Annotated in this window: 25 protein-coding genes and 3 tRNA genes; 18 read left to right on the top strand and 10 right to left on the bottom strand. The window is 72.0% G+C overall.

The window, feature by feature from the left end; all coding sequences use genetic code 11:
• Window positions 1-855 carry an ABC transporter permease gene (locus tag AOM04_RS04380; RefSeq protein ID WP_062462909.1) on the top strand — a complete coding sequence of 285 codons (855 nt, stop codon included), beginning with the start codon at window positions 1-3 and terminating at the stop codon, window positions 853-855.
• Window positions 855-1,673 carry an ABC transporter permease gene (locus tag AOM04_RS04385; protein WP_062462912.1) on the top strand — a complete coding sequence of 273 codons (819 nt, stop codon included), beginning with the start codon at window positions 855-857 and terminating at the stop codon, window positions 1,671-1,673. Before AOM04_RS04380 ends, AOM04_RS04385 begins: the two co-directional genes overlap by 1 nt.
• Before the next feature lie 71 nt (window positions 1,674-1,744).
• On the opposite strand, the gene AOM04_RS04390 is transcribed toward AOM04_RS04385, so the two are convergent.
• Window positions 1,745-3,127, bottom strand: a complete 1,383-nt coding sequence (locus AOM04_RS04390) for an aspartate aminotransferase family protein (protein WP_062462915.1) — start codon at window positions 3,125-3,127, stop codon at window positions 1,745-1,747.
• Between the two features lie 58 nt (window positions 3,128-3,185).
• Window positions 3,186-4,457 carry a winged helix-turn-helix domain-containing protein gene (locus AOM04_RS04395; RefSeq protein ID WP_062462918.1) on the bottom strand — a complete coding sequence of 424 codons (1,272 nt, stop codon included), beginning with the start codon at window positions 4,455-4,457 and terminating at the stop codon, window positions 3,186-3,188.
• Between the two features lie 143 nt (window positions 4,458-4,600).
• On the opposite strand from AOM04_RS04395, the gene AOM04_RS04400 reads away from it, so the two are divergent.
• The 8 genes from AOM04_RS04400 to AOM04_RS04435 all read left to right on the top strand — a co-directional run bounded on the left by AOM04_RS04400 (window position 4,601) and on the right by AOM04_RS04435 (window position 9,809).
• A tRNA-Thr gene (locus AOM04_RS04400) sits at window positions 4,601-4,676 on the top strand.
• A gap of 45 nt (window positions 4,677-4,721) precedes the next feature.
• Window positions 4,722-4,795, top strand: a tRNA-Met gene (locus AOM04_RS04405).
• 71 nt (window positions 4,796-4,866) lie between these two features.
• A complete protein-coding gene (rpmG, locus tag AOM04_RS04410; RefSeq protein ID WP_062462921.1) occupies window positions 4,867-5,031 on the top strand; it encodes a 50S ribosomal protein L33 in 165 nt (54 codons plus the stop codon).
• Window positions 5,032-5,115: 84 nt separating this feature from the next.
• A complete protein-coding gene (locus AOM04_RS04415; RefSeq protein WP_062462924.1) occupies window positions 5,116-6,090 on the top strand; it encodes an endonuclease/exonuclease/phosphatase family protein in 975 nt (324 codons plus the stop codon).
• Between the two features lie 50 nt (window positions 6,091-6,140).
• Window positions 6,141-7,166, top strand: coding sequence for an endonuclease/exonuclease/phosphatase family protein (locus AOM04_RS04420; RefSeq protein WP_062462928.1), 1,026 nt, complete (start codon window positions 6,141-6,143; stop codon window positions 7,164-7,166).
• A gap of 80 nt (window positions 7,167-7,246) precedes the next feature.
• Window positions 7,247-7,693 (top strand): FAS1-like dehydratase domain-containing protein, encoded by a 447-nt coding sequence (locus AOM04_RS04425; RefSeq protein ID WP_062462931.1) that lies wholly within the window; start codon window positions 7,247-7,249, stop codon window positions 7,691-7,693.
• The gene (locus tag AOM04_RS04430; protein ID WP_062462934.1) at window positions 7,693-8,124 is read left to right on the top strand and encodes a MaoC/PaaZ C-terminal domain-containing protein; all 432 of its coding nucleotides are present in this window, start codon (window positions 7,693-7,695) and stop codon (window positions 8,122-8,124) included. The genes AOM04_RS04425 and AOM04_RS04430 overlap by 1 nt, the downstream gene beginning before the upstream one ends.
• A gap of 221 nt (window positions 8,125-8,345) precedes the next feature.
• Window positions 8,346-9,809, top strand: a complete 1,464-nt coding sequence (locus AOM04_RS04435) for an NCS2 family permease (protein ID WP_062462937.1) — start codon at window positions 8,346-8,348, stop codon at window positions 9,807-9,809.
• A 71-nt stretch (window positions 9,810-9,880) separates the two neighbouring features.
• Here the strand turns inward: AOM04_RS04435 and AOM04_RS04440 are convergent, their stop codons facing one another.
• Window positions 9,881-10,954, bottom strand: a complete 1,074-nt coding sequence (locus tag AOM04_RS04440; protein ID WP_228373612.1) for a LacI family DNA-binding transcriptional regulator — start codon at window positions 10,952-10,954, stop codon at window positions 9,881-9,883.
• Window positions 10,955-11,053: 99 nt separating this feature from the next.
• On the opposite strand from AOM04_RS04440, the gene AOM04_RS04445 reads away from it, so the two are divergent.
• Window positions 11,054-12,421, top strand: coding sequence for an MFS transporter (locus AOM04_RS04445; RefSeq protein WP_062462943.1), 1,368 nt, complete (start codon window positions 11,054-11,056; stop codon window positions 12,419-12,421).
• Window positions 12,418-13,464 (top strand): UDP-N-acetylmuramate dehydrogenase, encoded by a 1,047-nt coding sequence (locus AOM04_RS04450; RefSeq protein WP_062462945.1) that lies wholly within the window; start codon window positions 12,418-12,420, stop codon window positions 13,462-13,464. Before AOM04_RS04445 ends, AOM04_RS04450 begins: the two co-directional genes overlap by 4 nt.
• 245 nt (window positions 13,465-13,709) lie before the next feature.
• Here AOM04_RS04450 and AOM04_RS04455 read toward each other — a convergent pair whose 3' ends face one another.
• The 7 genes from AOM04_RS04455 to AOM04_RS04485 all read right to left on the bottom strand — a co-directional run bounded on the left by AOM04_RS04455 (window position 13,710) and on the right by AOM04_RS04485 (window position 22,111).
• Window positions 13,710-16,247 carry an ABC transporter permease gene (locus AOM04_RS04455; RefSeq protein ID WP_082104378.1) on the bottom strand — a complete coding sequence of 846 codons (2,538 nt, stop codon included), beginning with the start codon at window positions 16,245-16,247 and terminating at the stop codon, window positions 13,710-13,712.
• Entirely contained in the window at window positions 16,247-16,984 is a 738-nt protein-coding gene (locus AOM04_RS04460; protein WP_062462951.1) for an ABC transporter ATP-binding protein, read from the bottom strand. Before AOM04_RS04460 ends, AOM04_RS04455 begins: the two co-directional genes overlap by 1 nt.
• 143 nt (window positions 16,985-17,127) lie before the next feature.
• On the bottom strand, window positions 17,128-17,793 hold the full coding sequence (locus AOM04_RS04465) for a response regulator (RefSeq protein WP_062462954.1): 666 nt from the start codon (window positions 17,791-17,793) through the stop codon (window positions 17,128-17,130).
• Entirely contained in the window at window positions 17,790-19,025 is a 1,236-nt protein-coding gene (locus AOM04_RS04470; RefSeq protein WP_062462957.1) for a sensor histidine kinase, read from the bottom strand. Before AOM04_RS04470 ends, AOM04_RS04465 begins: the two co-directional genes overlap by 4 nt.
• A 76-nt stretch (window positions 19,026-19,101) precedes the next feature.
• Window positions 19,102-19,923 carry an ABC transporter permease gene (locus AOM04_RS04475; RefSeq protein ID WP_062462960.1) on the bottom strand — a complete coding sequence of 274 codons (822 nt, stop codon included), beginning with the start codon at window positions 19,921-19,923 and terminating at the stop codon, window positions 19,102-19,104.
• On the bottom strand, window positions 19,920-20,804 hold the full coding sequence (locus tag AOM04_RS04480; RefSeq protein WP_156160609.1) for an ABC transporter ATP-binding protein: 885 nt from the start codon (window positions 20,802-20,804) through the stop codon (window positions 19,920-19,922). Before AOM04_RS04480 ends, AOM04_RS04475 begins: the two co-directional genes overlap by 4 nt.
• A gap of 104 nt (window positions 20,805-20,908) precedes the next feature.
• Entirely contained in the window at window positions 20,909-22,111 is a 1,203-nt protein-coding gene (locus tag AOM04_RS04485) for a pyridoxal phosphate-dependent aminotransferase (protein ID WP_062462963.1), read from the bottom strand.
• A gap of 196 nt (window positions 22,112-22,307) precedes the next feature.
• On the opposite strand from AOM04_RS04485, the gene AOM04_RS14460 reads away from it, so the two are divergent.
• The 6 genes from AOM04_RS14460 (at window position 22,308) to rplA (ending at window position 25,774) form a co-directional block, all read left to right on the top strand.
• Window positions 22,308-23,165: a type IV toxin-antitoxin system AbiEi family antitoxin domain-containing protein gene (locus tag AOM04_RS14460; RefSeq protein WP_062462966.1), complete on the top strand. Its 858-nt coding sequence runs from the start codon at window positions 22,308-22,310 to the stop codon at window positions 23,163-23,165.
• A gap of 238 nt (window positions 23,166-23,403) precedes the next feature.
• Window positions 23,404-23,476 (top strand) — tRNA-Trp (locus AOM04_RS04495).
• Window positions 23,477-23,526: 50 nt separating this feature from the next.
• The gene (secE, locus tag AOM04_RS04500) at window positions 23,527-23,784 is read left to right on the top strand and encodes a preprotein translocase subunit SecE (RefSeq protein ID WP_062462969.1); all 258 of its coding nucleotides are present in this window, start codon (window positions 23,527-23,529) and stop codon (window positions 23,782-23,784) included.
• Between the two features lie 20 nt (window positions 23,785-23,804).
• The gene (gene nusG / locus AOM04_RS04505) at window positions 23,805-24,518 is read left to right on the top strand and encodes a transcription termination/antitermination protein NusG (protein WP_062462972.1); all 714 of its coding nucleotides are present in this window, start codon (window positions 23,805-23,807) and stop codon (window positions 24,516-24,518) included.
• Between the two features lie 59 nt (window positions 24,519-24,577).
• Window positions 24,578-25,009, top strand: coding sequence for a 50S ribosomal protein L11 (rplK, locus tag AOM04_RS04510; RefSeq protein ID WP_062462975.1), 432 nt, complete (start codon window positions 24,578-24,580; stop codon window positions 25,007-25,009).
• Between the two features lie 66 nt (window positions 25,010-25,075).
• Window positions 25,076-25,774: a 50S ribosomal protein L1 gene (rplA, locus tag AOM04_RS04515; RefSeq protein WP_062462978.1), complete on the top strand. Its 699-nt coding sequence runs from the start codon at window positions 25,076-25,078 to the stop codon at window positions 25,772-25,774.
• Window positions 25,775-26,203 lie beyond the last annotated feature (429 nt).

Genomic DNA, 26,203 nt, shown 5'->3' on the forward strand with positions numbered 1-26,203 from the left:
GTGATCGCCACCGCACGCAAGCGCACCGGCTATCTCCTGATCCTGCCGGCGGCCGTCTGGCTGGCGATCTTCTTCGTCGTCCCGTTCTACTCGCTGCTCGCGACGTCGCTGTACGACCCGGAGGGCTCCGTGCTCACCGGCTACGACATGACGTGGCACTTCGCGAACTTCTGGACCGCGCTGTCCGAGTACGGCGGCGTGATGCTGCGCTCGTTCTGGTACGGCGCGCTGGCCACGCTGTTCTGCCTGGTCCTCGGCTACCTGCTGTCGTACGCGATCGCGTTCAAGGCGGGCCGCTGGAAGACCGTGATGCTGGTGCTCGTCGTGGCGCCGTTCTTCACGAGCTTCCTCATCCGCACCCTGTCGTGGAAGCTGATCCTGGCGGACAACGGCTGGGTGGTGAACACGCTCCAGGCGATCCACATCCTGGGCCCCGAGGGTCGCCTCCTCGCGACCCCGGTCGCCGTGATCGCGGGTCTCACCTACAACTTCCTGCCGTTCATGATCCTGCCGCTGTACACGAGCCTCGAGAAGATCGACCCGAAGCTCAACGAGGCGGCCGCCGACCTGTACTCCAACCCGTTCACGCGGTTCTGGAAGGTCACCTGGCCGCTGTCCCTGCCGGGCGTCGTGGGCGGCACGCTGCTGACGTTCATCCCGGCCACCGGCGACTACATCAACGCGTCGCTCCTCGGCAGCCCGAACGAGCGCATGGTCGGCAACGTGATCCAGAGCCTGTTCACCACGCAGGGCGACTACGCGGTCGCTGGCGCCCTGTCGGTGTCGCTCATGGTGATCATCATCACGATGGTCCTGGTGTACGTGCGCCGGGCCGGAACGGAGGAGCTGCTCTGATGACGCGCATCGGACGCTGGATCGGCAGCCACCTGGTCCTCGCGGGCGGCATCCTCGTGCTGCTCTACATGTACATCCCCAACATGATCGTCGCGGTCATGTCCTTCAACGACTCGAGCGGCGCGCGCAACCTCTACGCGTTCCAGAAGTTCACGTGGAACAACTGGCTGCACCCCTGCGCGCCGGAGGGCATGTGCTCGTCGCTCGTCACGAGCATCGAGATCGGCCTCCTCGCGACGTTCTTCGCGACGCTCATCGGCACCTTCGCGGCGTTCGGCCTCGTGCGGCACAAGTTCGCGGGCCGCAGCCTGATGAACCTCGTGCTGTTCCTGCCGATGGCGACCCCCGAGATCGTGATGGGCTCCTCGCTCCTCGCGCTGTTCGTCGCGGCGGGCCTGGGCGGCCACCTCGGCTTCGTCACGATCCTCATCGCGCACATCATGTTCTGCATCTCGTTCGTGGTGATCACGGTGAAGTCCCGCCTCGCGGGCCTTGACGGCACCCTCGAGCAGGCGGCCATGGACCTCTACGCGACCGAGTGGCAGACGTTCTGGAAGGTCACCTTCCCGCTCGTGTTCCCCGGCATCCTGTCGGCCGCGCTGCTCGCGTTCTCGCTGTCGTTCGACGACTTCATCATCACGAACCTCAACTCGGGTCAGACGGTGACGTTCCCGATGTTCGTGTGGGGCGCCGCGCAGCGCGGCGTGCCGATGCAGGTCAACGTGATCGGCACCGTGATGTTCCTCGTGGCGCTCGCCGCCGTCATCCTCGGCGAGGTGGGTGCGCGCCGGCGCCGGAAGGCGATCGCTGCCCGCTGAACGAATCGCAATGACAAATGTGACGGGTGGGACCGCATCGCGGTCCCACCCGTCACATTTGTCATTGGCAGTCAGAGCAGCGCGTACGCCCTCGCGATCACGTCGCGGAGGATCGACTCCATCTCGTCGAACTCGGCCTGGCCGATCGTGAGCGGCGGCGAGAGCTGGATGACCGGGTCGCCGCGGTCGTCGGCGCGGCAGTACAGGCCGGCCTCGTACAGCGCGGGGGAGACGAAGCCGTGGAGCACCCGCTCGCACTCCTCGGCGGTCAGGCTCTCCTTGGTGGCCTTGTCCTTGACGAGCTCGATGCCGTAGAAGAACCCGTCGCCACGCACGTCGCCGACCATGGGCAGGTCGAGCAGGCGGTCGAGGGTCGCACGGAACGCGCCGGCGTTGTCGCGGACGTGCTCGAGCACGCCCTCGGTCTCGAAGATCTCGAGGTTCTTGAGCGCGACCGCCGCCGCCACCGGGTGGCCGCCGAACGTGTAGCCGTGCGCGAACATCTGGCCGCTCTCGAGGAACGGCGCCATGAGCCGGTCGGAGGCGATCATCGCGCCCATCGGGGCGTAGCCCGACGTGAGGCCCTTCGCCGAGGTGATGATGTCGGGCACGTAGTCGAAGCGCGTCGCGCCGAACATCTCGCCCAGGCGCCCGTACGCGCAGATCGTCTCGTCGGACACCAGCAGCACGTCGTGCCGGTCGCAGATCTCGCGCACGCGCTGCCAGTAGCCGGGCGGCGGCGGGAAGCAGCCGCCGGCGTTCTGGACCGGCTCGAGGAACACCGCCGCGACGGTGTCGGCGCCCTCGTTGAGGATCGCGACCTCGATCTGGTCGGCGGCCCAACGCCCGAACGCCTCGGCGTCGGAGCCGTCCATGAGGCCCAGCGTGATCTCCTCGGCCCGGTAGAGGTTGGTGTTGGGCACGCGGAACGTCGACGGCACCAACGGCTCGAACTGGGCCTTGAGCCCCGGCAGACCCGTGATGGACAGGGCGCCGTGCGGGGTGCCGTGATAGGCGACGGCGCGGCTGATCACCTTGTGCTTGGTGGGCTTGCCGACCAGCTTGAAGTAGTTCTTCGCGAGCTTCCACGCGGACTCGACGGAGTCGCCGCCGCCGCTGGTGAAGAACACGCGGTTGAGGTCGCCCGGCGCGAGCGTCGCGAGGCGCTCGGCGAGCTCGATCGCCGGCGGCGTCGCGTACGACCACAGCGGGTGGAACGCGAGCTCGCGCGCCTGCTGCGCGGCGGTCTCCGCGAGGTCGGCGCGCCCGTGGCCGAGCTGGTTGACGAACAGTCCCGCGAGGCCGTCGAGGTAGCGCTTGCCCTTCGCGTCGTAGATGTACGCGCCCTCGCCGCGCACGATGATGGGGACGTCGGCCTCGGCGTACCGGGAGTGCTCGGTGAAGTGCATCCACAGGTGGTTCTTGGCGGCCTGCTGCATCTGCTGATGGTCCATCCGTCCATGGTTCCGGGCCGGGCGCGGTGGGCGCAACCGACGGACCGTCCGGCTCCGCCTAAGGCGCGGACACCGCGACGGCCAGCGCGGGCGCGAGGTCGCCCCGCGGCGCGACGCGGATCTGGGCGAGCCCGAGCCACCCGGCCATGAGCCGCAGCTCCGCCGCGAGGGCCGTCGCCACCGTCGCATCGTCCCTCCGGCGCGCCCCGGGCACCCGGCCGGGCTCGCGCCACGTCGCCTCCACCGCCAATGCGCCCTCCTTGCGCAGCGCCTTGAGGTCCACGCGCGCCTCGAACCGGTCGCCCAGGAGGAACAGCAGGCAGTAGTAACCGAACACGCGCTTGGGCGCCGGCGTGTAGATCTCGATCCGGTAGTCGACGCCGAACATCCGCAGCAGGCGCGGCCGGTACCAGCAGACCGGGTCGAACGGGCTGAGCAGGGACGATGCGGTCGCCCGGCCCGGGTCGACCGCGCCGGCGGCGAGCAGCGCCGGCTCGCGCCAGCCCTCCACGTCGACCCAGGCGGCGAGCCCGCGCTCGACCGCGGAGGCGGCCCAGGCGGCGGCGCCCGCGGCGGGGCCCTTGCGGTGGTCGCCGTCGCGCGCGGACCGCGCGAGCCGGAAGTGGTCCGCGACGTCCGCAGGCGTGCCGATCCCGGTGGCGGCGAGCGCGTGGTCGAACAGGCGCTGGTGGGCCTCGGCCGTCGGGATCCCCCAGCCCGCGCCCGCGGCACCCGGCAGGCCCCACGCGCGCTCGGGGGAGTCGTACGTCCGCGTGAAGTGGGGGCCGCGCGAGGCCGCGACCTCGCCCGTGATGAACAGGTACTCGAGCGCATCCTTGACGTGCGACGTGTCCCACCAGGTGCCGCGCGCGCCCTCGCGGGGCGCGAGGTGCTCGAGGGTCGCGGCGGTGAGCGGGCCGCTCGCCATCACCCCGGCGCGCACCTCCTCGATCAGGCCGGGACGCTCGCGCTCGAGGCGCGCGTGGTGGCGTCCCTGCCAGGACGCGTGCTCGCTCATGCGGTGGTGCATCGCGGGCAGCAGGTCGCGGGGCATCACCGACGCCTCGTGACCCCAGTGCTCGAACGCGTGCTCGCCGGACCACAGCCAGCGGTCGAACCGGTCGCGGTCGTAAGGCCCGAAGCGCGAGTACAGCGGCAGGTGGTGCGCGCGGGCCAGGACGTTGACCGAGTCGAGCTGCAGCACGCCCTGGTGCTCGAGGTAGTCGCGGAAGCGCGCGGGACCCGGCCGGCCGGCCGGGCGGCGGCGCGCGAGGGACTGCGCGGCCAGGTGGATCCGCCGCGCCTCGGCGGCGCTGAGCGACCCGTTCATGCGCGCCACTCTAGGCGCCCCCGCCGACAGCCCCGGCGACGCCCGGCCCGCACCCCCGCATCGTGCCCTGAAAAGCCCATCTGCCTGGGCGTTCGGTGCCGATTTCACTTTTGCCGAGAGATGCGTGTAACCTATTCCGGCCAGCCCCGATAGCTCAGTCGGCAGAGCGTCTCCATGGTAAGGAGAAGGTCCAGGGTTCGATTCCCTGTCGGGGCTCCACGTCCGTCGTCATGTACGATGGATCGCCGCCGCAAGGCGGCACGCGGCGGGGTAGCTCAGCTGGTTAGAGCGCACGACTCATAATCGTGAGGTCGCGGGTTCGAGCCCCGCCCTCGCTACGGATGCAGGCGGTTCGCCTGCGTCATGCGCCTTCGCAAGGCGCGTCACCACAAGGCTGGGAGAGACCACCATGGCTAAGAACGACGTTCGTCCGAAGATCACGCTCGCGTGCACCGAGTGCAAGGACCGCAACTACATCACGCGCAAGAACCGCCGCAACACGCCCGACCGCGTGGAGCTCTCCAAGTTCTGCCGGAAGTGCGGCAAGCACACCGCGCACCGCGAGACGCGCTAAGCACAAGCTTCACGAAGGCCCGTCGCCCCTCAGGGGCGGCGGGCCTTCGTCGTTCCCGCGGGCGGGTGTGACAGGCTCCGGCCCATGGACGATGCGACGGGCGCCGAGCGCGCGGGATCCTCGCGCGGGCGTCGGATCGCCGCCGTCGCGGGCTGGGTCGCGCTCGCGGGGCTGCTCGTCCCGGTCGGGGTGCGTCTGACCGGGTGGGAGCGGGGGCCGCTCGCGTACGCGGTGCCGCTCGTGCCGTGGATCGTGATCGGCGCGCTGGTCCCGCTCGCGCTCGCGCTGCTCGCGCGCGCCTGGGTGCTCGCCGGCGCCGCCGTCGCGACCGCGGCGCTGTGCGCGGCGTGGACCGCGCCGCTCTACGTGGCAGCGGAGGCGTCCGGGCCCACGGTGCTCACCGTCGCGACCGCGAACCTGCTCACCGGCCACGGGGACGCCGACGCCGTGGTCGCGATGGTCCGGGACCGCGAGGTCGACGTGCTGTCGCTGCAGGAGCTCACCCCGGAGGCCGCCGACGCCCTGGTCGCGGCGGGGCTCGAGGAGGAGCTGCCGTACGCGGCCGCGCAGCCGGACGCGATCTGGCGGGGGACGGGCCTGTGGTCGCGCTACCCGATCGCCTCGTGGGAGGGCCTCGACGGCTACACGTTCCGGCAGATCCGCGCCGTCGTGGCGCTCCCCGACGGACCGACGACCGTCCTCGCGCTGCACCCGGCGGCTCCCCAGCTGCTCGTGCATCGTTCCTGGTCCGACGAGTGGGCGCGGCTCTCCGACGTGCTCGACGCCATCGACGGCCCCGTGATCGCGGCCGGGGACCTCAACGCGACGCGCGACCATCGCGCGTTCCGCGATCTCGAGGCACGCGGCTTCACCGACGCGGCGGACGATGCCGGTGACGGCCTCGTGCCGACCTTCCCGCAGGACCGCACGCCCCCGACGCTCGTCGCGCTCGACCACGTCGTCACCCGCGACGCGGGCCTCGTCGCCACGTCCGTCGAGGCCGTGGTGATCCCCGGCTCCGACCACCGTGCCCTCATCGCGACCTACGCGCGCGGGTGACCGGGACGATGCCCCTGCCGGTCCGCGCCGCCGCGTGACAGACTCCCTGCATGGGGGAGCCGGGGGACGATGCGCGGGTCGGCTCCGTCCCGTCCGCGTCCCGCGCCGCCGTCCGGGTCCTCACGGTCCTCGCGCGCATCGGCGCGGCGCTGGCGCTCGCCGCGGTGCTCGTGCCGGTGGCCGCGCGGCTGACGGGGTGGGAGGCCGGCCCGCTCGCGATCCTCGTGTCGCTCATGCCGTGGGTCACGCTGCTGGCGTTCGTCCCGGTCGTGCTGGCGCTCGTCGGGCGCGCCTGGGTGCTCCTCGCGGCGGCGGTCGCCGTCGCCGGCCTGTGCGTCGCGTGGATGGCGCCGCTGTTCGTCGCGTCGCCCACGGTCGGGGAGCCCGTCCTGCGCGTCGGCCAGCTGAGCCTCGCCAACGGCAGCGCCGACGCCGACGCCGTGGTCGCGCTGGTGCGCGACAGCGACCTCGACATGCTGTCCGTCACCGAGCTGACGCCGTCCATCCACCCCGCGCTCGCGGCCGCGGGGCTCGACGATCTGCTCCCGTACAGCGCCGCCTACCCCGACGACTTCAAGTACGGCACCGGCCTGTGGTCGCGCTACCCGATCACCTCCGCCGAGACGCTTCCCGGGCTGTCCGCGACCACCGTGCGGGCCGAGGTGGACACGCCGGTCGGCGCCCTCACCGTCGTCGTCGCCCACCCCGAGTCGCCCGGGTTCCGCGACCACGAGCTGTGGGATCAGGACCTCGTCGCGCTCACGGGCCTCCTCGAGCGCGAGACCGGGCCCATGCTGCTCATGGGCGACCTCAACACGACCCGCGACCACCGCGCGTTCCGCGACCTCGAGGGCATGGGGTTCGTCGACGCCGCGGACGAGGCCGGCGCGGGCTTCCAGGCGACCTACCCCGAGTGGCCGGGCATGTACGGCTCCACCAGCCGCCTCGACCTGCCCCTGGTCGCGATCGACCACGTGCTCGCCCGCGACCTCGGGCTGCGCGCCTCGGCGCTCGCGACGGTCATCGTGCCCCGCACCGACCACCGCGGGGTGCTCGTCGAGTACGCGCGGCCGTGACGCGGACGCCCGCCCGGCCGCCGCATCGTCCCTGGACCGCCTCCGCGCGGGGGCACGCCGTTCCTGGGTAGGGTGGCACCGTGCCAGTGAACATCGATGCCGTGGGCCGGTCGTACGGCCCGCACGAGCCGTACGAGGTGACCCGGATCAAGATCCGCGAGTTCGCCGATGCGGTCGACGCCCGCTCCTTCGCCCACCGCAGCGAGGAGGCCGCGCGCGCCGAGGGCTACGGCGACGTGGTCGCCCCGACCACGTTCGCGGTGCTGATCGCGCAGCAGGCGGAGTTCCACGTGGTGGTCGACCCCGAGGTCGGCGTCGACTTCTCGCGCGTGGTGCACGCCGACGAGCGGTTCACGCACCACCGGCCCATCGTCGCCGGCGACCTCATCACGGCGACCGTGCACATCGACGCGATCAAGCAGCGCGCGGGCATCTCCATGGTGACCACCCGCACCGAGCTCAGCGACGAGGACGGCGCCCCCGTCTCCACCGTCATCAGCACCCTCGCGGTGCGCGAGGAGGCCTGATGAGCAGCGAGAACGGCCCCGCCTTCGCGGGCCTCGAGGTCGGCCAGGTGGTGGCGGAGCGCGAGGTCGCGGTGTCCCGCGACGCCCTCGTGCGCTACGCCGGCGCGTCCGGCGACTTCAACCCGATCCACTACAACGACGCGTTCGCGGAGTCCGTCGGGCTGCCCGGCGTCATCGCTCACGGCATGCTCACCATGGGCGTCGCGGCATCCGTGGTCGAGGAGTGGGCCGGCCCGGGCAACGTGTGGGACCTGCAGACGCGCTTCACGCGGCCGGTCCCGGTGCCCGCGCTCGGCGACGCCACCGTGACGTTCACCGCGACGGTCGGCGCGCTCGACGCGGACGCCCGCACCGCGCGCGTCAACGTCACCGTCGAGCACGACGGCGCGAAGGTGCTGGGCAAGGCCCAGGCCGTCGTCGCCTGCGCGTAGCAGGGCGGACGCGCCGCGCCCGCGCCCGGGCGGGTTTCGCATCGTTCCCGGGTGAACGACCGGTGGTCACGCACGGTTCCCGACTGCGGGTAGGGTGACGCTCGCGAGATCCCGTCGTGCGCACGATGCGCAACGGCGTTAGCGTCGCTTTCACGGGGTCGCACCTTCCCCCGGAGAGCGTTCGCTGAGGCGTGCGCTCTCCCCTGCGTCAGAGAGGGCACATGAGCGCCACCACCGAGGAGCGGACCGGCTTCGCCGGCCGCCTCGACTCCTACTTCGAGATCACCAAGCGTGGCTCGACGATCGGCCGCGAGATCCGCGGCGGACTCACCACCTTCTTCACGATGGCCTACATCGTCGTGCTGAACCCGATCATCATCGGCACGGTGCCGGACAGCACCGGTCACTACCTCGGCGGCGGCACCGAGCCCAACACCGCGCTCGTCGCGGCCGCCACCGCGCTCATCGCCGGCGTGCTCACCATCCTCATGGGCGTGTGGGCGCGCTTCCCGCTGGCGCTCGCGACCGGGCTCGGCCTCAACGCGTTCGTCGCGTACGGCATCGCGACCCGCGACGGCATGACCTGGCAGCAGGCCATGGGCTTCGTGGTGATCGAGGGCATCATCATCACCGTCCTCGTGATGACCGGCTTCCGGAAGGCCGTCTTCGCGGCCGTTCCGCCGTTCCTCAAGCAGGCGATCGCCGTCGGCATCGGCCTGTTCCTCGCGTTCATCGGCCTGTTCGACTCCGGCATGGTCCGCATCCCCGCGTCGGGCGCGACCCCGACGGAGTTCGGAATCGGCGGCTACATCGGCTCGTGGCCGATGGTCGTGTTCGTCGTCGGCCTGTTCACCGCTGTCATCCTCATGGTGAAGAAGGTGCGCGGCGCGCTGCTCATCTCCATCGCCGTCGCGACCGCGACCGCGTTCCTCATCCAGTCGGTCCTGAGCCTGGGCGCCGACCCGGCCGTCGCCAACGACTGGGCCCTCGTCATCCCGCAGGCGCCGTCCTCGTTCGCGTCGCTGCCGGACTTCTCGCTCATCGGCCAGGTCGACCTCTTCGGCGGCTTCACCACGCTGCCGTTCGTCACCGCGCTGCTGATCGTCTTCTCGCTGCTCATGGCCGACTTCTTCGACACCATGGGCACCATGACGGCGGTCGGCGCCGAGGCCGGCCTCAACGACGAGGACGGCAACCCGCCGCGCTCGCAGCAGATCCTGCTCGTCGACTCGCTCGGCGCGGTCGGCGGCGGCCTCGGCTCCGTGTCGTCGAACACCACCTACATCGAGTCCGCCGCGGGCGTCGGCGACGGCGCGCGCACCGGCCTCGCGTCGGTGGTCACCGGCATCGCGTTCCTGCTGTCGACGTTCCTCACGCCGCTCTACGACATGGTGCCGTTCGAGGCCGCGACCCCCGTGCTCGTGGTCGTCGGCTTCCTCATGGTCGCTCAGGTGTCCGGCATCGACTGGAAGGACTACCGGATCGCGATCCCCGCGTTCCTCACGTTCATCCTCATGCCGTTCGGCTACTCGATCTCGGTGGGCATCGGCGCGGGCTTCATCTCGTACGTCGTGCTGCAGGTCGTCACCGGCGCCGCCAAGCGGGTCCACCCCCTCATGTGGGTGACCGCCGGCGCATTCGTCGTGTACTTCGCGATGGGCCCGATCATGAACGTGATCGGCTGACCCCGTCCGCCTGACGCCTCGGGACGACTACCAATGACAGATGTGACGCGAGTGCACTCGCGTCACATCTGTCATTGCGAATCGCGCGGGGCGCGGGCCGTCGTCGAGCCGACCCGCAGCTCGAGCGGCATCACCACAGGCTCGGGCGACTCGCCGCGCAGAAGCGCCGCGACCTCCGCCGCCAGCGCGTGGCCCTTGGCCTCCGCGTCCTGCACCTGCGTGGTGAGCTCGTGCGGCGTGATCCACGGCAGCTCGATGCCGTCGAAGCCGGTGATCGACAGCTGCTGCGGCACCTGGATGCCCAGCTCCCGGGCGGCGAGGATCGCGCCCGCGGCGAGCAGGTCGGACTGGCACACGAGCGCGGTCGGCCGCGGCTCGGCGGCCAACGCGAGATGCGCGGCGGCGATGCCCTCGGCCGCGATCGACGCGCGCGCCTCGACCACGACGCACGGCTCGACGCCCGCGTCGGCGAACGCCTCGAGGCGCCGGTGCACCGGGGTCCACGCCGTCTGCGCGAGCGCCTCGGCGAGGGGCAGGACGCGCGTCTCACCGTCCAGGCCCGACGGCAGCGTGACCGTGCCGATGCGGGTGTGGCCCAGGTCGACGAGGTGGCGCACGAGCTCGGCCGTCGCGCCGCGGTCGTCGATCTCGAGGCGACCCGCGCCCGCGGGCGCCTCGCCCTCCATCACCACGATCGGCAGCCCGCGACGGCGCGCGATGTCGATCGCGGGCTCGTCGTCGTGGTCGCGCACACGCAGGAGCACGGCAGCGTCCATCGCCGCCGTCTCGAGGAGCGACCGCTCGCCCGGCTCGCCGGTCGGGGTCGGGATGAGCAGCACGCCCAGCCCCGCCTGCCCGAGGTCTCCCACGAGCCCGTCCATGATGCGCAGCATCAGCGGGTCGCGGAACGACAGCTGGAGCCGCTCGTGGATGACCACGCCGACCACGCCGGTGCGGCCCGAGCGCAGCGCCCGCGCGTGCGGCGCGGGACCGGCGTAACCGAGCTCCTCCGCGGCCCGCTCGACCTTGGCCCGGGTCTCCGCGGACAGCGGTCCGGCACCCGAGTAGGTCAGGGATACAGTGGACAGCGACACGCCCGCCCTCGCGGCGACGTCGGCCATCGTCGGTCGGCGTGTGCGCGTCACGCGGCTCTCCCTCGGCTCGGTCAGACCTCAGGGTAGCGCCGCCCCGACGACCGCCCGTGCAGCGGCCCGCGCCCCTGCACCCGTCCCGCCGAGGGGCCCATGACACACGATCCCGCCCGCGTCGCGTCCGCACGCCGCGGCGTCCTCGCGCTCTTCTGGATCATGGGCATGTTCATGGCGACCCAGGTGTCGCGCTACCCCACCATCACGGCGCTCCTCGACGTCACGACGGGCGGGCTCGCGCGCCTCCTGCTGTTCGGGGCGCTCGGCGCCCTGTGCGCGCTGCTCGTCACCGGGTGGCTCGTCGCGCGGTTCGGCACCCGCGCGCTGCTGTGGTGGTCGTCGTACGGCTTCCTCGCCGCGATCGTGCTGCTCGGCGCCGCGACCGCATGGGGCTCGCAGGCATGGTTCGCCGCCGCATCGTTCCTGGTGTCGGTCGGCTTCGCGATCACGAACGTGAGCATGAACGCCGAGGCCGCCACCGTCGAGCGCGCGATGGGCCGCGCCGTCCTGCCGCAGTTCCACGCGGCGTTCTCCGTGGGCCTCGCGATGGGTCTCGCGCTCGGGGCGTGGATCTCGCACCTCGGCATCGCGCCCGTGTGGCACTTCGCGGCGGTCGGCGTCGCGCTCACCGCGGCGCGCCTCGCCGTGGTGCCGGCGGCCGTGATGGACGGGCGTCCGCGCCCGGACGATGCGCGCCCCGGCCTGGGCGGCCCGTTCGCCGCCGCGCGCGACGAGTACCGCGACCGCCGCGTGGTGCTCATCGGCGTGATCGTGTTCAGCGCGTCGACCATCGAGGGGGCCGCGTCGCAGTGGGCCTCGCTCGCGGTGGTCGAGGGCTTCGGCCAGCCGGAGGCCGTGGGCGACCTCCTCTACTGGGTGTTCGTGGTCGCGATGGTGACCCTGCGCTGGTCCGGCGCCGCCGTGATCGGACGCCTCGGGCGCGTGGTGACGCTGCGGGTCTCGGCCGTGCTCGTCGCCGTCGGCGTGGCGCTGTTCGCCTTCGCCCCCGGGCTATGGCTGGTCCCGTTCGGCATGGTGCTGTGGGGCCTCGGCGCCGCGCTGGGCGTGCCCATCGGCTTCTCGGCCGCGTCCGACGACCCCGACCGGGCCGCGTCCCGCGTGGCCGCGGTGTCCTCCTTCTCGACCATCGCGGGCCTCGTGATGCCGCAGGTGATCGGCCACCTGGGCGACATCGTCGAGCTGCGCAAGGCGCTGCTCGTCACCGTGCCCGCCGCGGTCGTGTCCTTCCTGCTGGCGCGCGCCGTCCGGTCGCAGGGCCCGCTGTTCCGCTCGCGCGCGGCCGTCGCGCGTCGCACGCGCGCCCAGGTGATCGAGGACGAGGCGTCGCGCGACGCTGCGGCCGCGGTGGTGGCGGACGGCGTCGAGCCCGTCCAGGCGCTGCCCGAGGAGGGCGTCCCCACCGAGGCGGAGCGTCGCGGCGCCCCCGATACCCTGAGCCCATGAACCTCGCCTCCCTCACGACCCTGCGCGTCGGCGGCCCCGCGCGCGAGCTGCGCGTGGCCGGGAGCGAGGCCGATCTCATCGACGCGGTCCGGTCGGCGGACGCGGACGGCACGCCGGTGCTCGTGGTGGGCGGCGGCTCGAACCTGCTGGTGGCGGACGCGGGCTTCGACGGCGTGGTCGTGCGCGACACCCGCGAGGACGTGGGCCTGGTCAACGACGGCGCGTGCGGCGGCCTGTCGATCACCGCGACCGCGGGCACGCCCTGGGACGCGCTCGTCGCGCAGGCCGTGGCGTCCGAGTGGAGCGGCTTCGAGGCGCTGTCGGGCATCCCCGGCTCGACCGGCGCGACGCCCGTGCAGAACGTCGGCGCCTACGGCGCCGAGGTCAAGGACATCGTCGCCTCGGTGCGCACGTGGGACCGCGAGGCCGGCGCCGTGAAGACCCTGCCCCTGGTCAAGGCCGAGTTCGGCTACCGCGACTCGATGCTCAAGCGCACCATGACGCACGGGACGTGGGGGCCGACCCCGCGCTACGTGGTCATGGCCGTCACCTTCCACACGCGGATGGCGAGCCTGTCGGCGCCGGTGCGCTACCAGCAGCTCGCGACGGCGCTCGGCGTCGAGCTCGGCGCGCGCGTGCCCATCACGGAGGTGCGCGAGGCGGTCCTCGCGCTGCGCGCGTCCAAGGGCATGGTGCTCGACCCCGCCGACCACGACACGTGGTCCGCCGGCTCCTTCTTCACCAACCCGATCGTGCCCGAGGACCACGTGCCCGACGGCGCCCCGCGCTACCCCGCGGCGGACGGGCTCGTGAAGACGTCCGCGGCGTGGCTCATCGAGCACGCAGGCTTCGCACGCGGGTATGCGGTGGTGGACGATGCGCGGGCGTCCCTGTCGACCAAGCACACCCTCGCGCTGACGAACCGGGGAGAGGCGACGGCCGCCGACGTGGTGGCGCTCGCCCGTGCCGTGCGCGACGGCGTCCACGCGCGCTTCGGCATCGTGCTCGTGCCCGAGCCGGTCACGGTCGGCGTCGAGATCTAGGCCCGCGCGGCGCCCGCGCCGCGCGCCCCCCGCGTCCGCGCCGGGACCGTCCCCCACACGCGGAATGCATTCCGCGTCGCATTTCCCGACATGAGCACCATGACCTGCAGCGGGTGCACGTTCACATCCGGTCGGCGTGTGGGGGACGGTCGGCGGTCTTCGCGGTCGGCGGTCCGCCGGCCTGGCCGGGGACGAGAACGGCCCCGGGGGTCGGAACCCCCGGGGCCGCGCGCATCGTCCCGTGCTCAGCCGTCGAACGCGATGGCCTGCAGGATGTCGAGCTTCGACGCGCGGCGGGCGGGCCACCACGCGGCCAGCACGCCGGCGACCGCGGCCGCGACCATGTAGAACGCGAGCCAGCCCCATGGGATCGCCACGGACGTGAACCCGAACTCCGCGAGCGCCTTGACGAGCGCGACGCCGAGCCCCACGCCCAGGATCATCCCGAGGATGGTGCCGAAGATCGCCATGACGAGCGACTCGATGCGGATCATCCGGCGCACCGACCGGCGTCGCACGCCGACCGCGCGCAGCAGCCCGATCTCGCGGGTGCGCTCCGTCACCGACAGCAGCAGCGTGTTGGCCACGCCGAGCACCGCGATGATGAGGGCGGCGCCGAGCATCGCGGAGATGACGCCGAGCAGCAGGTCGATGAACTGGTTGGCGAACTGCGCGAGCTGGCCGGGCGACGAGAGCGAGACCAGCGGGTAGTCCGTCGCGAGCGCGTCGACGATCTGCTGCTGCGCCTGCACGGGGTCCACGCCCTTGTCGAGCACCACCATCGCCTGGACGTACTCGAGCGGACCGAGCAGCTTCTCGGCCGTGCGCTCGTCCACGAAGACGTTCGCGTCGCCCGAGTTGAGGTACCGGCCGGTCACCGGCACCGTCACGGAGCCCTCCGGGCCCTTCATCGTGAGCTCATCGCCGACCTTGACGCCGAGGTCGGTCAGCGTCGGGTCGACGAAGACGCCGCCGTCCATCTGGGACAGCGCCGGGTCGGTCTTGTAGTCGAAGGCCTGCTCGGCGACCGCGGGGTCGAGGGCGGCGAGGCTGCGCGCCTGGCCGTCGATGGTGACGGTGCCGGCCGCGATGGTGGAGACCACGCCGACGCCCGGCTGGTCGCGGATCACGTCGATCGCGCCGGACGGGATCGGGCCCTGCGTCGAGACCACGAAGAAGTCCGCCGCGCTGCCCTGGAACTGGTCGGTCACCACGGCCTTGAGCGACTGCGTGAACGTCGCGACCAGCGCGAGCAGCATCACGCCGATCATGAGCGCCGCCGCCGTGTTGGCGCTGCGGCGCGGCTCACGGCGGATGTTGTTGGCTGCGAGCTTGCCGTCGACGCGGAACACCCGCACCAGGAACGCCTTGAGGCCGTATGCGAGCGGGACGAGCACCTGCGCCGCGAGCAGCGTCACGCCGATGATGAGGACCATGGCGCCCGCACCGACGAACACGTACGGCTTGGCCACCGACATGTAGAGGCCGACCACGATCGCGAGGACGCCGAGCAGCGTGAGCGCGCCGCCGACGATGTTGCGCCGGCTCAGCGGCTTCTTGGACTCCGTCGCGGACTCGCGCAGCGCCTCCATCGGCGAGATGGTCGACGCGTGGATCGCCGGCATGAGCGCCGCGACGAGCGTGACGAGCGCGCCGAGCGAGTAGCCCCACACGAGCGCGTCGATCGGCAGCGTCACGGTCCCGAAGATGTTGCCCGAGCCCAGCTCGACGAGCGCGGACAGGCCGAGCGCCGCGAGGTAGCCCAGCGCGATGCCGATGGTCGACGCGACCACCGCGATCACGAGCGCCTCGAGCAGGATCATGGTGCGCAGCTGGCGGCCGCTCACGCCGATCGCGCGCAGCAGCCCGAACTCGCGGGTGCGCTGGGTCACGATGATGCGGAACGTGTTGACGATGATGTAGGCGCCGACGAAGAGCGCGATGAGCGCGAACGCGATCGCGAAGATGTCGACGTACTGGAGAAGGTCGTCGAACTGCTTCGCCTGCTCCGCGGCCTTGGCCTCGCCGGTGATGGCGCGCGTGCCGTCGGGGATGACCTGGGAGATCGCCTCGGCGACCTTCTCCTTGTCCGCGCCGTCCGCGGTGACCACGTTGATGGACTGGTAGTTGTCGGAGCCCGCGAGCTTCGCGGCCTCGGCCTCCGTCATGTAGCCGAGCGTCGCACCCTGCAGCGAGTTGGTCTCGCCGAACCTGACGAGGCCTACGAGCGTCAGCTCCGCCACGCCCGAGTCGGTCGCGACGGTGACGGTGTCGCCGATCGCGTAGCCCAGGCGGGGCGCCGAGTCGAGGTCGAGGACGATCTGGTCGTCGGACTCGGGCGCGTGCCCCTCCACGAGCGTCGACTGGTCGAGCTTCGGGTCGCCCGCCCAGTTGAACAGCTGGCTGGGCGCGCCGCCGCCGGTGGTGATCTCGCCGGTCGGCTTGAAGTCCTTCGGCAGCACCGCGCCGCTGACCTGGATGGTCCCGACCGCGGTCTTCACGCCGTCGACGGCCTTCACGGCGGCCAGGTCGGCGGGGGTGAGGAGCGCCTCGGGCGCGGCGAACTGGTCGCCGCCCTGGGCATCGGTCGAGGACGGGGCGGGCTCGACGATGACGTCGGTGCCCGCGTAGATCTCGGAGAACAGCTGGTGGAAGCCGCCCGAGAGGGCGTTGGTGAGGGTGAACGTCGTGGACGCCAGCGCCACGCCGAGCGCGACCGCGATCGCGGTCAGCACCATCCGCTTGGGATTGTGCCTGACGGACTTGACTGCGAGCCGGAACATCAGTGCCCCATCTGCTTCATGCGGTCCAGCACCAGCTCCGCGGTGGGCTCGCGCATCTCGTCGACGATCCGGCCGTCCGCGAGGAACAGGACGCGGTCGGAGTACGAGGCCGCGGTCGGGTCGTGGGTGACCATCACGATGGTCTGGCCGAACTCCTTGACCGCGCGGCGCATGAAGCCGAGCAGCTCGGCGCCCGAGCGCGAGTCGAGGTTGCCGGACGGCTCGTCGGCGAAGATCAGCTCGGGACGCGACACGAGAGCGCGCGCGACCGCGACGCGCTGCTGCTGCCCGCCGGAGAGCTCCGCGGGCAGGTGGGTGAGGCGGTCGGCAAGGCCCAGGATGCCGATGATCTCGTCGAACCAGGCCGGGTCGATGTCGCGGCCGGAGATGTCGAGCGGCAGCGTGATGTTCTCCTTCGCGGAGAGCGACGGGATGAGGTTGAACGCCTGGAAGACGAAGCCGATCTTGTCGCGGCGCACCTGCGTGATCTTGTCCTCGGACAGGCCCGTGATGCGCGTCTCGCCGATGTACGACTCGCCCGCGGTGAGCCGGTCGAGGCCCGCGAGGGTGTGCAGCAGCGTCGACTTGCCGGAGCCGGACGGCCCCATGATCGCGGTGAACTCCGACTGCGCGATGTCGACGTCCAGGCCGTCGAGCGCGCGCACGGTCGCCTCGCCCGAGCCGTAGTCCTTGGTGCCGCCGCGCATGGACGCGGCGATGGTGACGGTGGTGGTCATGGTGGATCCCCCTCGTGGGATGGATGGGTGATGGGGTCAGTCTGGCGGCGGCCCGGGCGCCGCGGCATCGTCCGCGAGGACGGTTCGCGCGCGTCCTGCTCAGGGATGACCCTGCCGGGGGACGATGCGGGTGGCGGTCGAGGCTACGGCCGCGGCACCACGATGCCCGAGTCGTACGCCTCGACCACGGCCTGCACACGGTCGCGCACGCCCAGCTTGGTGAGGATGTGGCTCACGTGGGTCTTCACGGTGGTCGAGGAGACGTAGAGCTCGGCCGCGATCTCCTGGTTGGACAGGCCGCGGGCCATGAGCCGCAGCACCTCGACCTCCCGGTCGGACAGGTCGCCCACCGCGGCGGCGGTCGGCTCCGGCGGCGTCGCCGCGGCCGACGCGCGCGCGAACTGCTCGATGACGCGGCGCGTCACCTCGGGCGCGAGCAGCGCCTCGCCGGCCGCGACCACGCGCACCGCGGACACGAGCGCGTCGCCGTCCACGCTCTTGAGCAGGAAGCCGGAGGCGCCGGCGCGCAGCGCCTCGTACACGTACTCGTCGTCGTCGAAGGTCGTGAGGATGACGATGCGCGCGTCGGGGTGGGACGCCAGCACGTGGCGGGTCGCGGTGAGCCCGTCCATGCCGGGCATGCGCACGTCCATGAGGACCACGTCGGGCGCGTGGGCGGCGACGATGCCCGCCGCCTCGGAGCCGGAGGTGGCCTCCGCGACCACCTCGATGTCGTCCTCGGACTCGAGGATCATCCTCAGCCCGACCCGCACCATCGCCTGGTCGTCCACCAGCGCCACCCGGATCATCGTCCGCCCTTCGCCGTGCTCGCGGGCCGGTGGCCCACCTGGTCGTCGCCCGACGGCAGCACCGCGCGCACGCGGAACCCGCCCCCAGGCCTGGGACCGTACTCCAGGGTGCCGCCCAGCGCGTGCACCCGCTCGCCCATGCCGCGCAGCCCGTGGCCGCCGCTGAGGCGGGCGGCGTCGGAGATCACGCCGCGCCCGTCGTCCTCCACGAGCACGGTGACGCGCGACGGCTCGCGCTCGACGCGGACGCTCGCGTGGGCGCCGGGGCCCGCATGCTTCATCGCGTTGGTGAGCGCCTCCTGCACCACGCGGTAGGCGCTCAGCTCGACGCCGGCGGGCACGTGCGCGGTGCCGACGATGCTGAGGTCGACGGGCAGCCCCGCGTCGTCGACCTGCTGGGCGAGCGCCGGGATCGCGGCGAGGGCAGGCATCGGCTCGAGCTCGGCGACCGCGCGGTCGCGCTCGGCGGTCTCGACGGCGTCCTGCTCGGTGGCGCGCAGCACCCCGATCATGCGCTGCATCTCCGCGAGGCCGGTGCGCCCCGAGGCGGAGATGGTGGCGAGCGCCTCGAGGACACGGGCGTCGGACTCGCGCGCGAGCCGCCGCGCGCCTTCGGCCTGGAGCGTCATCACCGTGATCTCGTGCGCGACCACGTCGTGGAGCTCGCGCGCGATGCGTGCCCGCTCGGCCCGGACCGCGTCGGTCGCGATCACGCGCTGGGCCTGCTCGCGGCGCTCGTGCTCGAGCTCGAGCTCCGTGAGGCGCTCGCGGCGACGGTGGTCGACGAAGCCGATCATCATCGGCACGATCACGGCGAGGGTGACGGCGACGAGAGAGGTCCACGGGACGTAGTCGGTCACGAGCAGGCCGACGGTGGTCCAGGCGACCATGACGGCGAGCACCGCCGCGCCGTGCACGATCGCGGCGCGGCGCGGCGTGTACGCGGCCAGCCCGTACAGCGCGAGGTAGACGGCGAACTGCGCGGACGTGTCCGGGTAGCCCATCCCGACCGCGGCGAGCCACGGCGCGAGCACCAGCCACACGACGAGCCGCGGGTAGTGCTGGCGCCAGACGAGCGGGGCGATCTGCGCGACGATCAGGGCGATGCCGAGCGCGTCGTACGGGCGCGCCACGTCGACCAGCGCGGTCGTGGAGCGGACCCCGATGAGCGCGAGCACCAGCAGCGCCGCGGCGATCGCGATGTCGCCCCAGCGAGGGGCCTTGACGTCCATCCGGCCAGCGTAGGGCGCGGACCCGACCGCGGCATCGTCCTCGCGGACGAGCGTGTCAGCCCCGCCGGGCCCGTCGTCAGTTGTCGTCGTGGCGCGTCCAGCGGAACGTCCGCACGGCCAGGAGCAGTCCGACGACGATCCACAGCGCGAGCACGATCGCGGTCGCGGGGTGCTCCCACGAGCCGCGCGCCTCGGCTGCCGCGAAGCTCTCCGGCAGGAACACCGAGCGCATGCCCTGCGCGAGCCACTTGAGCGGGAAGATCTCCGCGACGTGCTGGAGGAACACCGGGATCTGCGTGTACACGAGGAACACGCCGGAGGTGAACTGGAGGAACAGCACGATCGGCGTGATGACGGCCGAGCCGGCCTTCGCGTTGCGCAGCAGCGAGGACGCGGCGATGCCGAGCGTCGTCGCCGCGGTGGTGCCCAGCACGAACACCCACACGAACGTCCACCAGTGCGCCGCGTCCGCGGGCAGGGACACGTCGTACAGGAGGACGCCGATCGCGACCAGCACCGCGACCTGCACCACCGACACGATGAGCACCTGGGCCGACTTCGCCGCGAAGTAGGCGGTCGCGGGCAGCGGGGTGCCGTGGATGCGCTTGAGCATGTCCTGGTCGCGGTCGATGGCGATGCCCATCGCGAGCGACTGGAAGCCCGTGTTGAACACGCCCGACGCGACGATGCCAGCGAGGAAGTACTGCGCGAACGTCACCCCCGGGGCGACCTCCTCGCCGCCGAACACCGAGCCGAACAGCAGCAGCAGCATCATGGGGAACAGGAAGACGAACACCATGGTCTCCCGGCTGCGCGTGAACTCGCGCAGCTCGACGCCCAGGCGGGCGCGGGCCATGGAGCCCCACGTGGGGGCGGACGATGCGGTGGTGGCGGTCATGCCGCGGCCTCCTCGGTGGCGCCGGCGCCCGCGGCGTCGCGCGCGGCCTCGCCGATCAGCCTCAGGTAGACGTCCTCGAGCGACGGGTGCGTCACCTCGAGGTGCTCGATCTCGCCCTCGGTGCGGGCGAGCAGGGTGCGCAGCAGCGCGGTGGGCGTGGCGGTCTCCTCGGCGCGGGTCTCGCCGCCCTCCGTCCAGGACACCCGCGCATCGGCGGCGCGGGCGCGCAGCCCCGCTGGGGTGTCGAGGGCGACCATCCGGCCGCGGGCGATGATGCCGATGCGGTCGGCGAGGTGGTCGGCCTCGTCGAGGTAGTGGGTGGTGAGCACCACGGTGGTGCCGTCGGCGCGCACCGACTCGATGAGCGTCCAGAACTGGCGCCGGGCCTCCGGGTCGAAGCCGGTGGTGGGCTCGTCGAGGAACACGAGCTCGGGGCGCCCGATGAGCGCGAGCGCGACGTCGAGCCGTCGACGCTGGCCCCCCGACAGGGTCGCGGGCTTGGACCCGGCCTTCTCGGTGAGGCCCACGGCGTCGAGGATCTCGTCGACGCCGCGCGGGTCCGGGTGGAGACGCGCGGCGTACTGGAGCGACTCGCGCGCGGTCAGCATCCCGCGCTCGGAGGTTCCCTGGAGCATGACGCCCACGCGGCCGCGCCACGCCTTGGGCGCGTGCTGCGGGTCCTCGCCGAGCACCCGCACCTCGCCGGACGTGCGCCTGCGGAAGCCCTCGAGGATCTCGACGGTGGTGGACTTGCCGGCGCCGTTGGGGCCGAGCAGGGCGAACACCTCGCCCCGGGGGATCTCGAGGTCGAGCCCGTCGACGGCGAGCAGGTCGCCGTAGTGCTTGTGCAGGCCCGAGACGCTGATCGCGGGTTCGGTCATGACTGCGAGCCTAGCCAGCCCCGCGCGGGAGCGGCACCGCCGGGAGACGGAAGGGGCGCATCGTCCCGAGGAACGATGCGCCCCTTCCGAGGTGCGGGCCGGCGTCAGCCGGCGAGCAGGTTCTGGATGCGGCCGACGCCCTCGACCAGGTCCTCGTCGCCCAGCGCGTAGCTGAGGCGCAGGAAGCCGGACGGGCCGAACGCCTCGCCCGGGACCACGGCGACCTCGGCCTGCTCGAGGATGACGGTCGCGAGGTCGGCGGATGAGGCGATCTCCACGCCGCCGACGGTGCGGCCGATGAGTCCCTCGACCGACGGGTACGCGTAGAACGCGCCCTTGGGCGTGGGGCACACGACGCCGTCGATCTGGCGGAGCATGTCGACCATCGTGGTGCGGCGGCGGTCGAAGGCCCCGCGCATGCGGTGGACCTCCTCGAGGCCGCCCTCGAGCGCGGCGATGGCGGCGCGCTGCGACACGTTCGCGACGTTCGAGGTGAGGTGGCTCTGGAAGTTCGCGGCGGCCTTGGTGACGTCGGCGGGGGAGATCATCCAGCCCACTCGCCAGCCGGTCATGGCGTAGGTCTTGGCGACGCCGTTGAGCACGATGGTCTGGTCGGCGAGCTCGGGGACCTCGCGCACGATCGGCGTGAACTCCGCGTCGTCGTAGGTGAGGTGCTCGTAGATCTCGTCGGTGAGGACCCAGATGCCGTGCTCGAGCGCCCACTCGCCGATCGCCTTGGTCTGCGCGCGCGAGTAGACGGCGCCGGTCGGGTTGGACGGGCTGCAGAACAGCAGCGCCTTGGTCTTGTCGGTGCGCGCGGCCTCGAGCTGCTCGACGGTGACGAGGTAGTCCTGGTCAGCGCCCGCGAAGACCTCGACCGGGACGCCGCCCGCGAGGGTGATGGCCTCGGGGTAGGTGGTCCAGTACGGGGCGGGGAGGAGCACCTCGTCGCCCGGGTCGACGATCGCGGCGAAGGCCTGGAACACGGCCTGCTTGCCGCCGTTGGTGACGATGACGTTGGCCGGGTCGACCTCGTAGCCGGAGTCGCGCAGGGTCTTGTCGGCGATGGCCTGCTTGAGCTCGGGCAGGCCCGTGGCCGGCGTGTACCGGTGGTTGCGCGGCTCGCGGGCGGCGGCGACCGCGGCCTCGACGATGAAGTCGGGCGTGGGGAAGTCGGGCTCGCCCGCGCCGAACCCGATGACGGGGCGGCCGGCGGCCTTGAGGGCCTTCGCCTTGGAGTCGACGGCGAGGGTGGCGGACGGCGCGATGGCGCCGAGGCGGGCGGAGACACGGCGAGCAGGCTTCATGCGGGCCATTGTTCCACCTGGGCGCCGGTTCCCAATGACAGATGTGACAGAAGTGATTCGCGCGATTTCGGGTGGCGCGGCCTGGGTGGGGCGGCCTGGGTCGGGCGGTTGTCCCCGACCCCTCTCGCCCGGGCGCCCGTCCACAGATCCGCGGCGTCTGTTCGGCGGGCGCGCGCACGGCGGCGAGTCTGGGGCCGTGGATGCGGAGACGGCGGTGGCCACCCTCGGAGGCTGCGCGAGGCGCGCCCAGCTGCTGAGGCTCGGGCTCACGGACGGCCAGCTGCTCGACGCCGTGCGCGCCGGCATCCTCACGCGCCCGCATCGCGGCTGCTACGCGACGCCCGGCGCGTCGTTCGCCGCGATCAGGGCGCGCGTCATGTCCGGCCAGCTCACGTGCGTCACGGCCGCGCTCGCGCTCGACCTGCCCGTGGTCTACCCGGTCGACGGCATCCACGTCGCGGTGCCGTGGGACCGGGGCATCGTGGAGGGGGACCGCCGCCTCGAGGTCGCGACCGTCGTGCATCGTCTCCAACGCGCCCGGCGCCACGGCGAGGACGCCCTGTGCGTGGACGTCCTGACGCTGATCGACCACATGAGCGCGTGCACGGGGCGTCCGGCGCAGCTCGCGGTGGTCGATGCGGCGCTCAACCGGGGTGCGCTGCGCCTCAGGGACCTCTGGCGGCTGACCGCGACGTCGCGGCTGCGGCGGTCGTGGCTCATCGCGCGGGCCGACGCGCGCTCGCAGTCGCCCGGGGAGACCCTCGCGCGCCTCGAGCTGCAGGACGCGGGCTTCACGGTGATGCCCCAGGCCCCGGTGCCGGGGGTCGGGCATGTCGACCTGGCCGTCGCGGGCCACGGCGTGGTCGAGATCGACGGCGAGGCCTTCCACTCGTCGCCCGAGGCCCGCGCGGAGGACGCGCGGCGCGACGCGGTGCTCGCCGCCCTCGGGATCCCGCGGGTGCGCATCCCCTACACGACGGTGCGCGACGAGCCGGGCCGGGTGGTCGCCGAGGTGCGCACGATGCGCGCCGACCCTCGCGCCGACGTCGCCTGAGCCGGGCCCTCGCGAGTCACACCAGCCACACGTGTCATTGGGAATCGAAGACCCGCGCTAGGCTGTCCGGACGCATCACCCGCGGCGACGAGGCCGCAGTCTCGGTACCGGGTTCGACTTCCAGCCCGGAACCGCGTACCATGTGACGTCGGCGATTGACTTTCGTCAGGCTGGTCCGCGCCTTCGGGCAGGACGGCCATCGAGGTCGAGAGCCGCGGGGTCCCGCCAGGGGCCCCGAAGGGCAGTGGCGCAATTGGTAGCGCACCGGTCTCCAAAACCGGCGGTTGTGGGTTCGAGTCCCTCCTGCCCTGCGTACGCGGGGATCTCCCGTGAGCGCAATCCATGAGAGAAGGACTTTTCGGTGAGCGAATCTGCCGTGACGGATTCCGGAGAGAAGGACCCGCGGCACGAGAACCGCGAGGGTCTGAACATCTTCGGACGCATCGCGCTGTTCGTGCGCCAGGTCATCTCCGAGCTGCGACGTGTGGTCACCCCCACGCGCCAGGAGCTGATCCGTTACATCTGGATCGTCCTCGGCTTCGTGGCCGTGATGATGATCCTGGTGTTCGTGCTGGACGTGACGTTCGGCTGGGCCTCGGCGAAGGTGTTCGGCGGCTGAGCCGCCAAGGGGAGTGAGTGATGAGCGACGAGAACTTTGACGAGACCGTGACCGACGTCGAGGAGACCGAGGGCTTCGCGCCCGAGGTCGACGAGGCGACCGCCGACGCGGCCGAGGCGCCCGTCGACGAGGCCCCGCTCGACCCGGTGGCCGAGTTCAAGGCGCGCCTGCGCACCCTCGAGGGCGACTGGTTCGTCGTGCACAGCTACTCAGGCCACGAGAAGCGTGTGAAGCAGGCCATCGAGCACCGCATCGAGAGCCTCCACATGGAGGACTTCATCTTCCAGATCGAGGTCCCGATGGAGGAGGTCGCCGAGATCAAGGGCGGCCAGCGCAAGCTCGTCACCCGCGTCCGGATGCCCGGATACGTCCTGGTGCGCATGTACCTCACGGACGAGTCCTGGGGCGCGGTGCGCAACACCCCCGGTGTGACCGGCTTCGTCGGCCACGCCCACAACCCCGTCCCGCTCACCACCGACGAGGTCTACTCGATGCTCGCGCCGAAGGAGGTCGCCGAGGCGGCCGCCGCCGACGACGCGACCGCCGTCCAGACCCCCGTCGAGGTCGAGTTCGAGGTCGGCGAGTCGGTCACCGTCATCGACGGCCCGTTCGCGACCCTCCCGGGCACCATCTCTGAGATCTCCGTCGAGAGCCAGAAGCTGCACGTGCTCGTCTCCATCTTCGGCCGGGAGACCCCGGTCGAGCTGTCGTTCACGCAGGTCACCAAGATCTAGCCGACGACGGCGACCCGCGGCCGCCAAGCCGCACAGGCAACAAGATAAGGACCCCCAACATGGCACCCGCTAAGAAGAAGGTCACTGGGCTCATCAAGCTCCAGATCCAGGCCGGCGCCGCCAACCCTGCCCCGCCGGTCGGTCCGGCGCTCGGTCAGCACGGCGTCAACATCATGGAGTTCTGCAAGGCGTACAACGCGGCGACCGAGTCGCAGCGTGGCAACGTCGTGCCGGTCGAGATCACCGTCTACGAGGACCGTTCGTTCACGTTCGTCCTCAAGACGCCCCCGGCCGCCGAGCTCATCAAGAAGGCCGCCGGCGTCCCCAAGGGCTCCGGCACCCCGCACACCGTCAAGGTCGGCAACCTGACCGAGGCCCAGGTGCGCGAGATCGCCGAGCAGAAGATGTCGGACCTCAACGCCAACGACATCGACGCCGCCGCGAAGATCATCGCCGGCACCGCCCGCTCCATGGGCATCACGGTCTCCTAAGGACCCCTCAACCCCAGTGGGAGGGCCGCGCTGGCCCGCCACCACGACTGCAAAGGAAGATCGCAGATGACCAAGCGCTCCAAGGCTTACCGCGACGCAGCCCAGCTCGTCGACCGCAGCCAGCTGCACACGCCGCTCGAGGCCCTCCGCCTCGCCCAGAAGACGTCCTCGAAGAACACCGACTCGACCATCGACGTCGTGTTCAAGCTCGGCGTCGACCCCCGTCACGCGGACCAGATGGTCCGTTCCACCGTCATCCTGCCGAACGGCACCGGCAAGACCGCCAGGGTCCTGGTCTTCGCCAACGGTGACAAGGCAGAGGCTGCCCGCGAGGCGGGCGCCGACATCGTCGGTGGCGACGAGCTCATCGAGGAGGTGGCCGCCGGCCGCCAGGACTTCGACGCCGTCGTGGCGACGCCCGACCTCATGGGCAAGGTCGGCCGCCTGGGCCGCGTGCTCGGCCCCCGTGGCCTCATGCCGAACCCCAAGACGGGCACCGTGACGATGGACGTGGTCAAGGCCGTGTCCGACATCAAGGGTGGAAAGATCGAGTTCCGCGTCGACAAGCACGCCAACCTGCACACCGTGCTGGGCAAGGCGTCGTTCGGCGACGAGAAGCTCCTCGAGAACTTCCAGGCCATCCTCGACGAGGTCCTCCGCGCCAAGCCGTCCGCCTCGAAGGGCCGCTACATCGTGAAGGCGTCGATCTCCGCGACCCAGGGCCCCGGCATCCCCGTGGACGCCCTCGCGAAGTCCGAGGCGTAAGCAGCACGGCACCCCCGACTCTCGCGCCTGGCCCGGCGACCCCGGAGCAGGCGCGGAGCACGGGCGGCCCACGCGACGCCACCGCGTCCCACGCGCCGCCCCTCGGCCCGGTTCCCCTCTGGGGGAGCCGGGCCTTCTCGCCTTCCCGGGGGACGATGCGGCGGCCGGCCCGCGCATCGTCCCCCGGCACCCGAGTTGCGCGGCCCGCGCGGGTCGCGTACCATGATCTAGCCCAAGACCGCCGGTCGTCGGGCCCGGGTCTCCCGGGAACGACCGAAGCTCCGCTCGTGCGGAGGCCAGCGCAGGTGAAGCTGAACGCGCCTCGTGCGCGGACGTCCGGGCGGCCTTCGGGTCGCCCTTTCTGTTCGCGGACCAGGACATCCGGCCCCGCCTGCGCGGGGCCTTTCTCATGTCCGGGGCGGGAGCAGC

It is taken from the genome of Demequina soli (assembly GCF_000971195.1).
Taxonomy (GTDB): domain Bacteria; phylum Actinomycetota; class Actinomycetes; order Actinomycetales; family Demequinaceae; genus Demequina; species Demequina soli.

What these genes read in the sequence shown, in the direction of transcription:
- AOM04_RS04475 (WP_062462960.1), bottom strand. Translation starts at nt 19,923, where the DNA reads ATGACCGCCACCACCGCATCGTCCGCCCCCACGTGGGGCTCCATGGCC.
- AOM04_RS04430 (WP_062462934.1), top strand. Translation starts at nt 7,693, where the DNA reads ATGAGCAGCGAGAACGGCCCCGCCTTCGCGGGCCTCGAGGTCGGCCAG.
- AOM04_RS04445 (WP_062462943.1), top strand. Translation starts at nt 11,054, where the DNA reads ATGACACACGATCCCGCCCGCGTCGCGTCCGCACGCCGCGGCGTCCTC.
- nusG (WP_062462972.1), top strand. Translation starts at nt 23,805, where the DNA reads ATGAGCGACGAGAACTTTGACGAGACCGTGACCGACGTCGAGGAGACC.
- rplK (WP_062462975.1), top strand. Translation starts at nt 24,578, where the DNA reads ATGGCACCCGCTAAGAAGAAGGTCACTGGGCTCATCAAGCTCCAGATC.
- rpmG (WP_062462921.1), top strand. Translation starts at nt 4,867, where the DNA reads ATGGCTAAGAACGACGTTCGTCCGAAGATCACGCTCGCGTGCACCGAG.
- AOM04_RS04460 (WP_062462951.1), bottom strand. Translation starts at nt 16,984, where the DNA reads ATGACCACCACCGTCACCATCGCCGCGTCCATGCGCGGCGGCACCAAG.
- AOM04_RS04450 (WP_062462945.1), top strand. Translation starts at nt 12,418, where the DNA reads ATGAACCTCGCCTCCCTCACGACCCTGCGCGTCGGCGGCCCCGCGCGC.
- AOM04_RS04455 (WP_082104378.1), bottom strand. Translation starts at nt 16,247, where the DNA reads ATGTTCCGGCTCGCAGTCAAGTCCGTCAGGCACAATCCCAAGCGGATG.
- AOM04_RS04435 (WP_062462937.1), top strand. Translation starts at nt 8,346, where the DNA reads ATGAGCGCCACCACCGAGGAGCGGACCGGCTTCGCCGGCCGCCTCGAC.
- AOM04_RS04420 (WP_062462928.1), top strand. Translation starts at nt 6,141, where the DNA reads ATGGGGGAGCCGGGGGACGATGCGCGGGTCGGCTCCGTCCCGTCCGCG.
- AOM04_RS04385 (WP_062462912.1), top strand. Translation starts at nt 855, where the DNA reads ATGACGCGCATCGGACGCTGGATCGGCAGCCACCTGGTCCTCGCGGGC.
- AOM04_RS04480 (WP_156160609.1), bottom strand. Translation starts at nt 20,804, where the DNA reads ATGACCGAACCCGCGATCAGCGTCTCGGGCCTGCACAAGCACTACGGC.
- AOM04_RS04395 (WP_062462918.1), bottom strand. Translation starts at nt 4,457, where the DNA reads ATGAACGGGTCGCTCAGCGCCGCCGAGGCGCGGCGGATCCACCTGGCC.
- AOM04_RS04390 (WP_062462915.1), bottom strand. Translation starts at nt 3,127, where the DNA reads ATGGACCATCAGCAGATGCAGCAGGCCGCCAAGAACCACCTGTGGATG.
- AOM04_RS04485 (WP_062462963.1), bottom strand. Translation starts at nt 22,111, where the DNA reads ATGAAGCCTGCTCGCCGTGTCTCCGCCCGCCTCGGCGCCATCGCGCCG.
- AOM04_RS04470 (WP_062462957.1), bottom strand. Translation starts at nt 19,025, where the DNA reads ATGGACGTCAAGGCCCCTCGCTGGGGCGACATCGCGATCGCCGCGGCG.
- rplA (WP_062462978.1), top strand. Translation starts at nt 25,076, where the DNA reads ATGACCAAGCGCTCCAAGGCTTACCGCGACGCAGCCCAGCTCGTCGAC.
- AOM04_RS04465 (WP_062462954.1), bottom strand. Translation starts at nt 17,793, where the DNA reads ATGATCCGGGTGGCGCTGGTGGACGACCAGGCGATGGTGCGGGTCGGG.
- AOM04_RS04415 (WP_062462924.1), top strand. Translation starts at nt 5,116, where the DNA reads ATGGACGATGCGACGGGCGCCGAGCGCGCGGGATCCTCGCGCGGGCGT.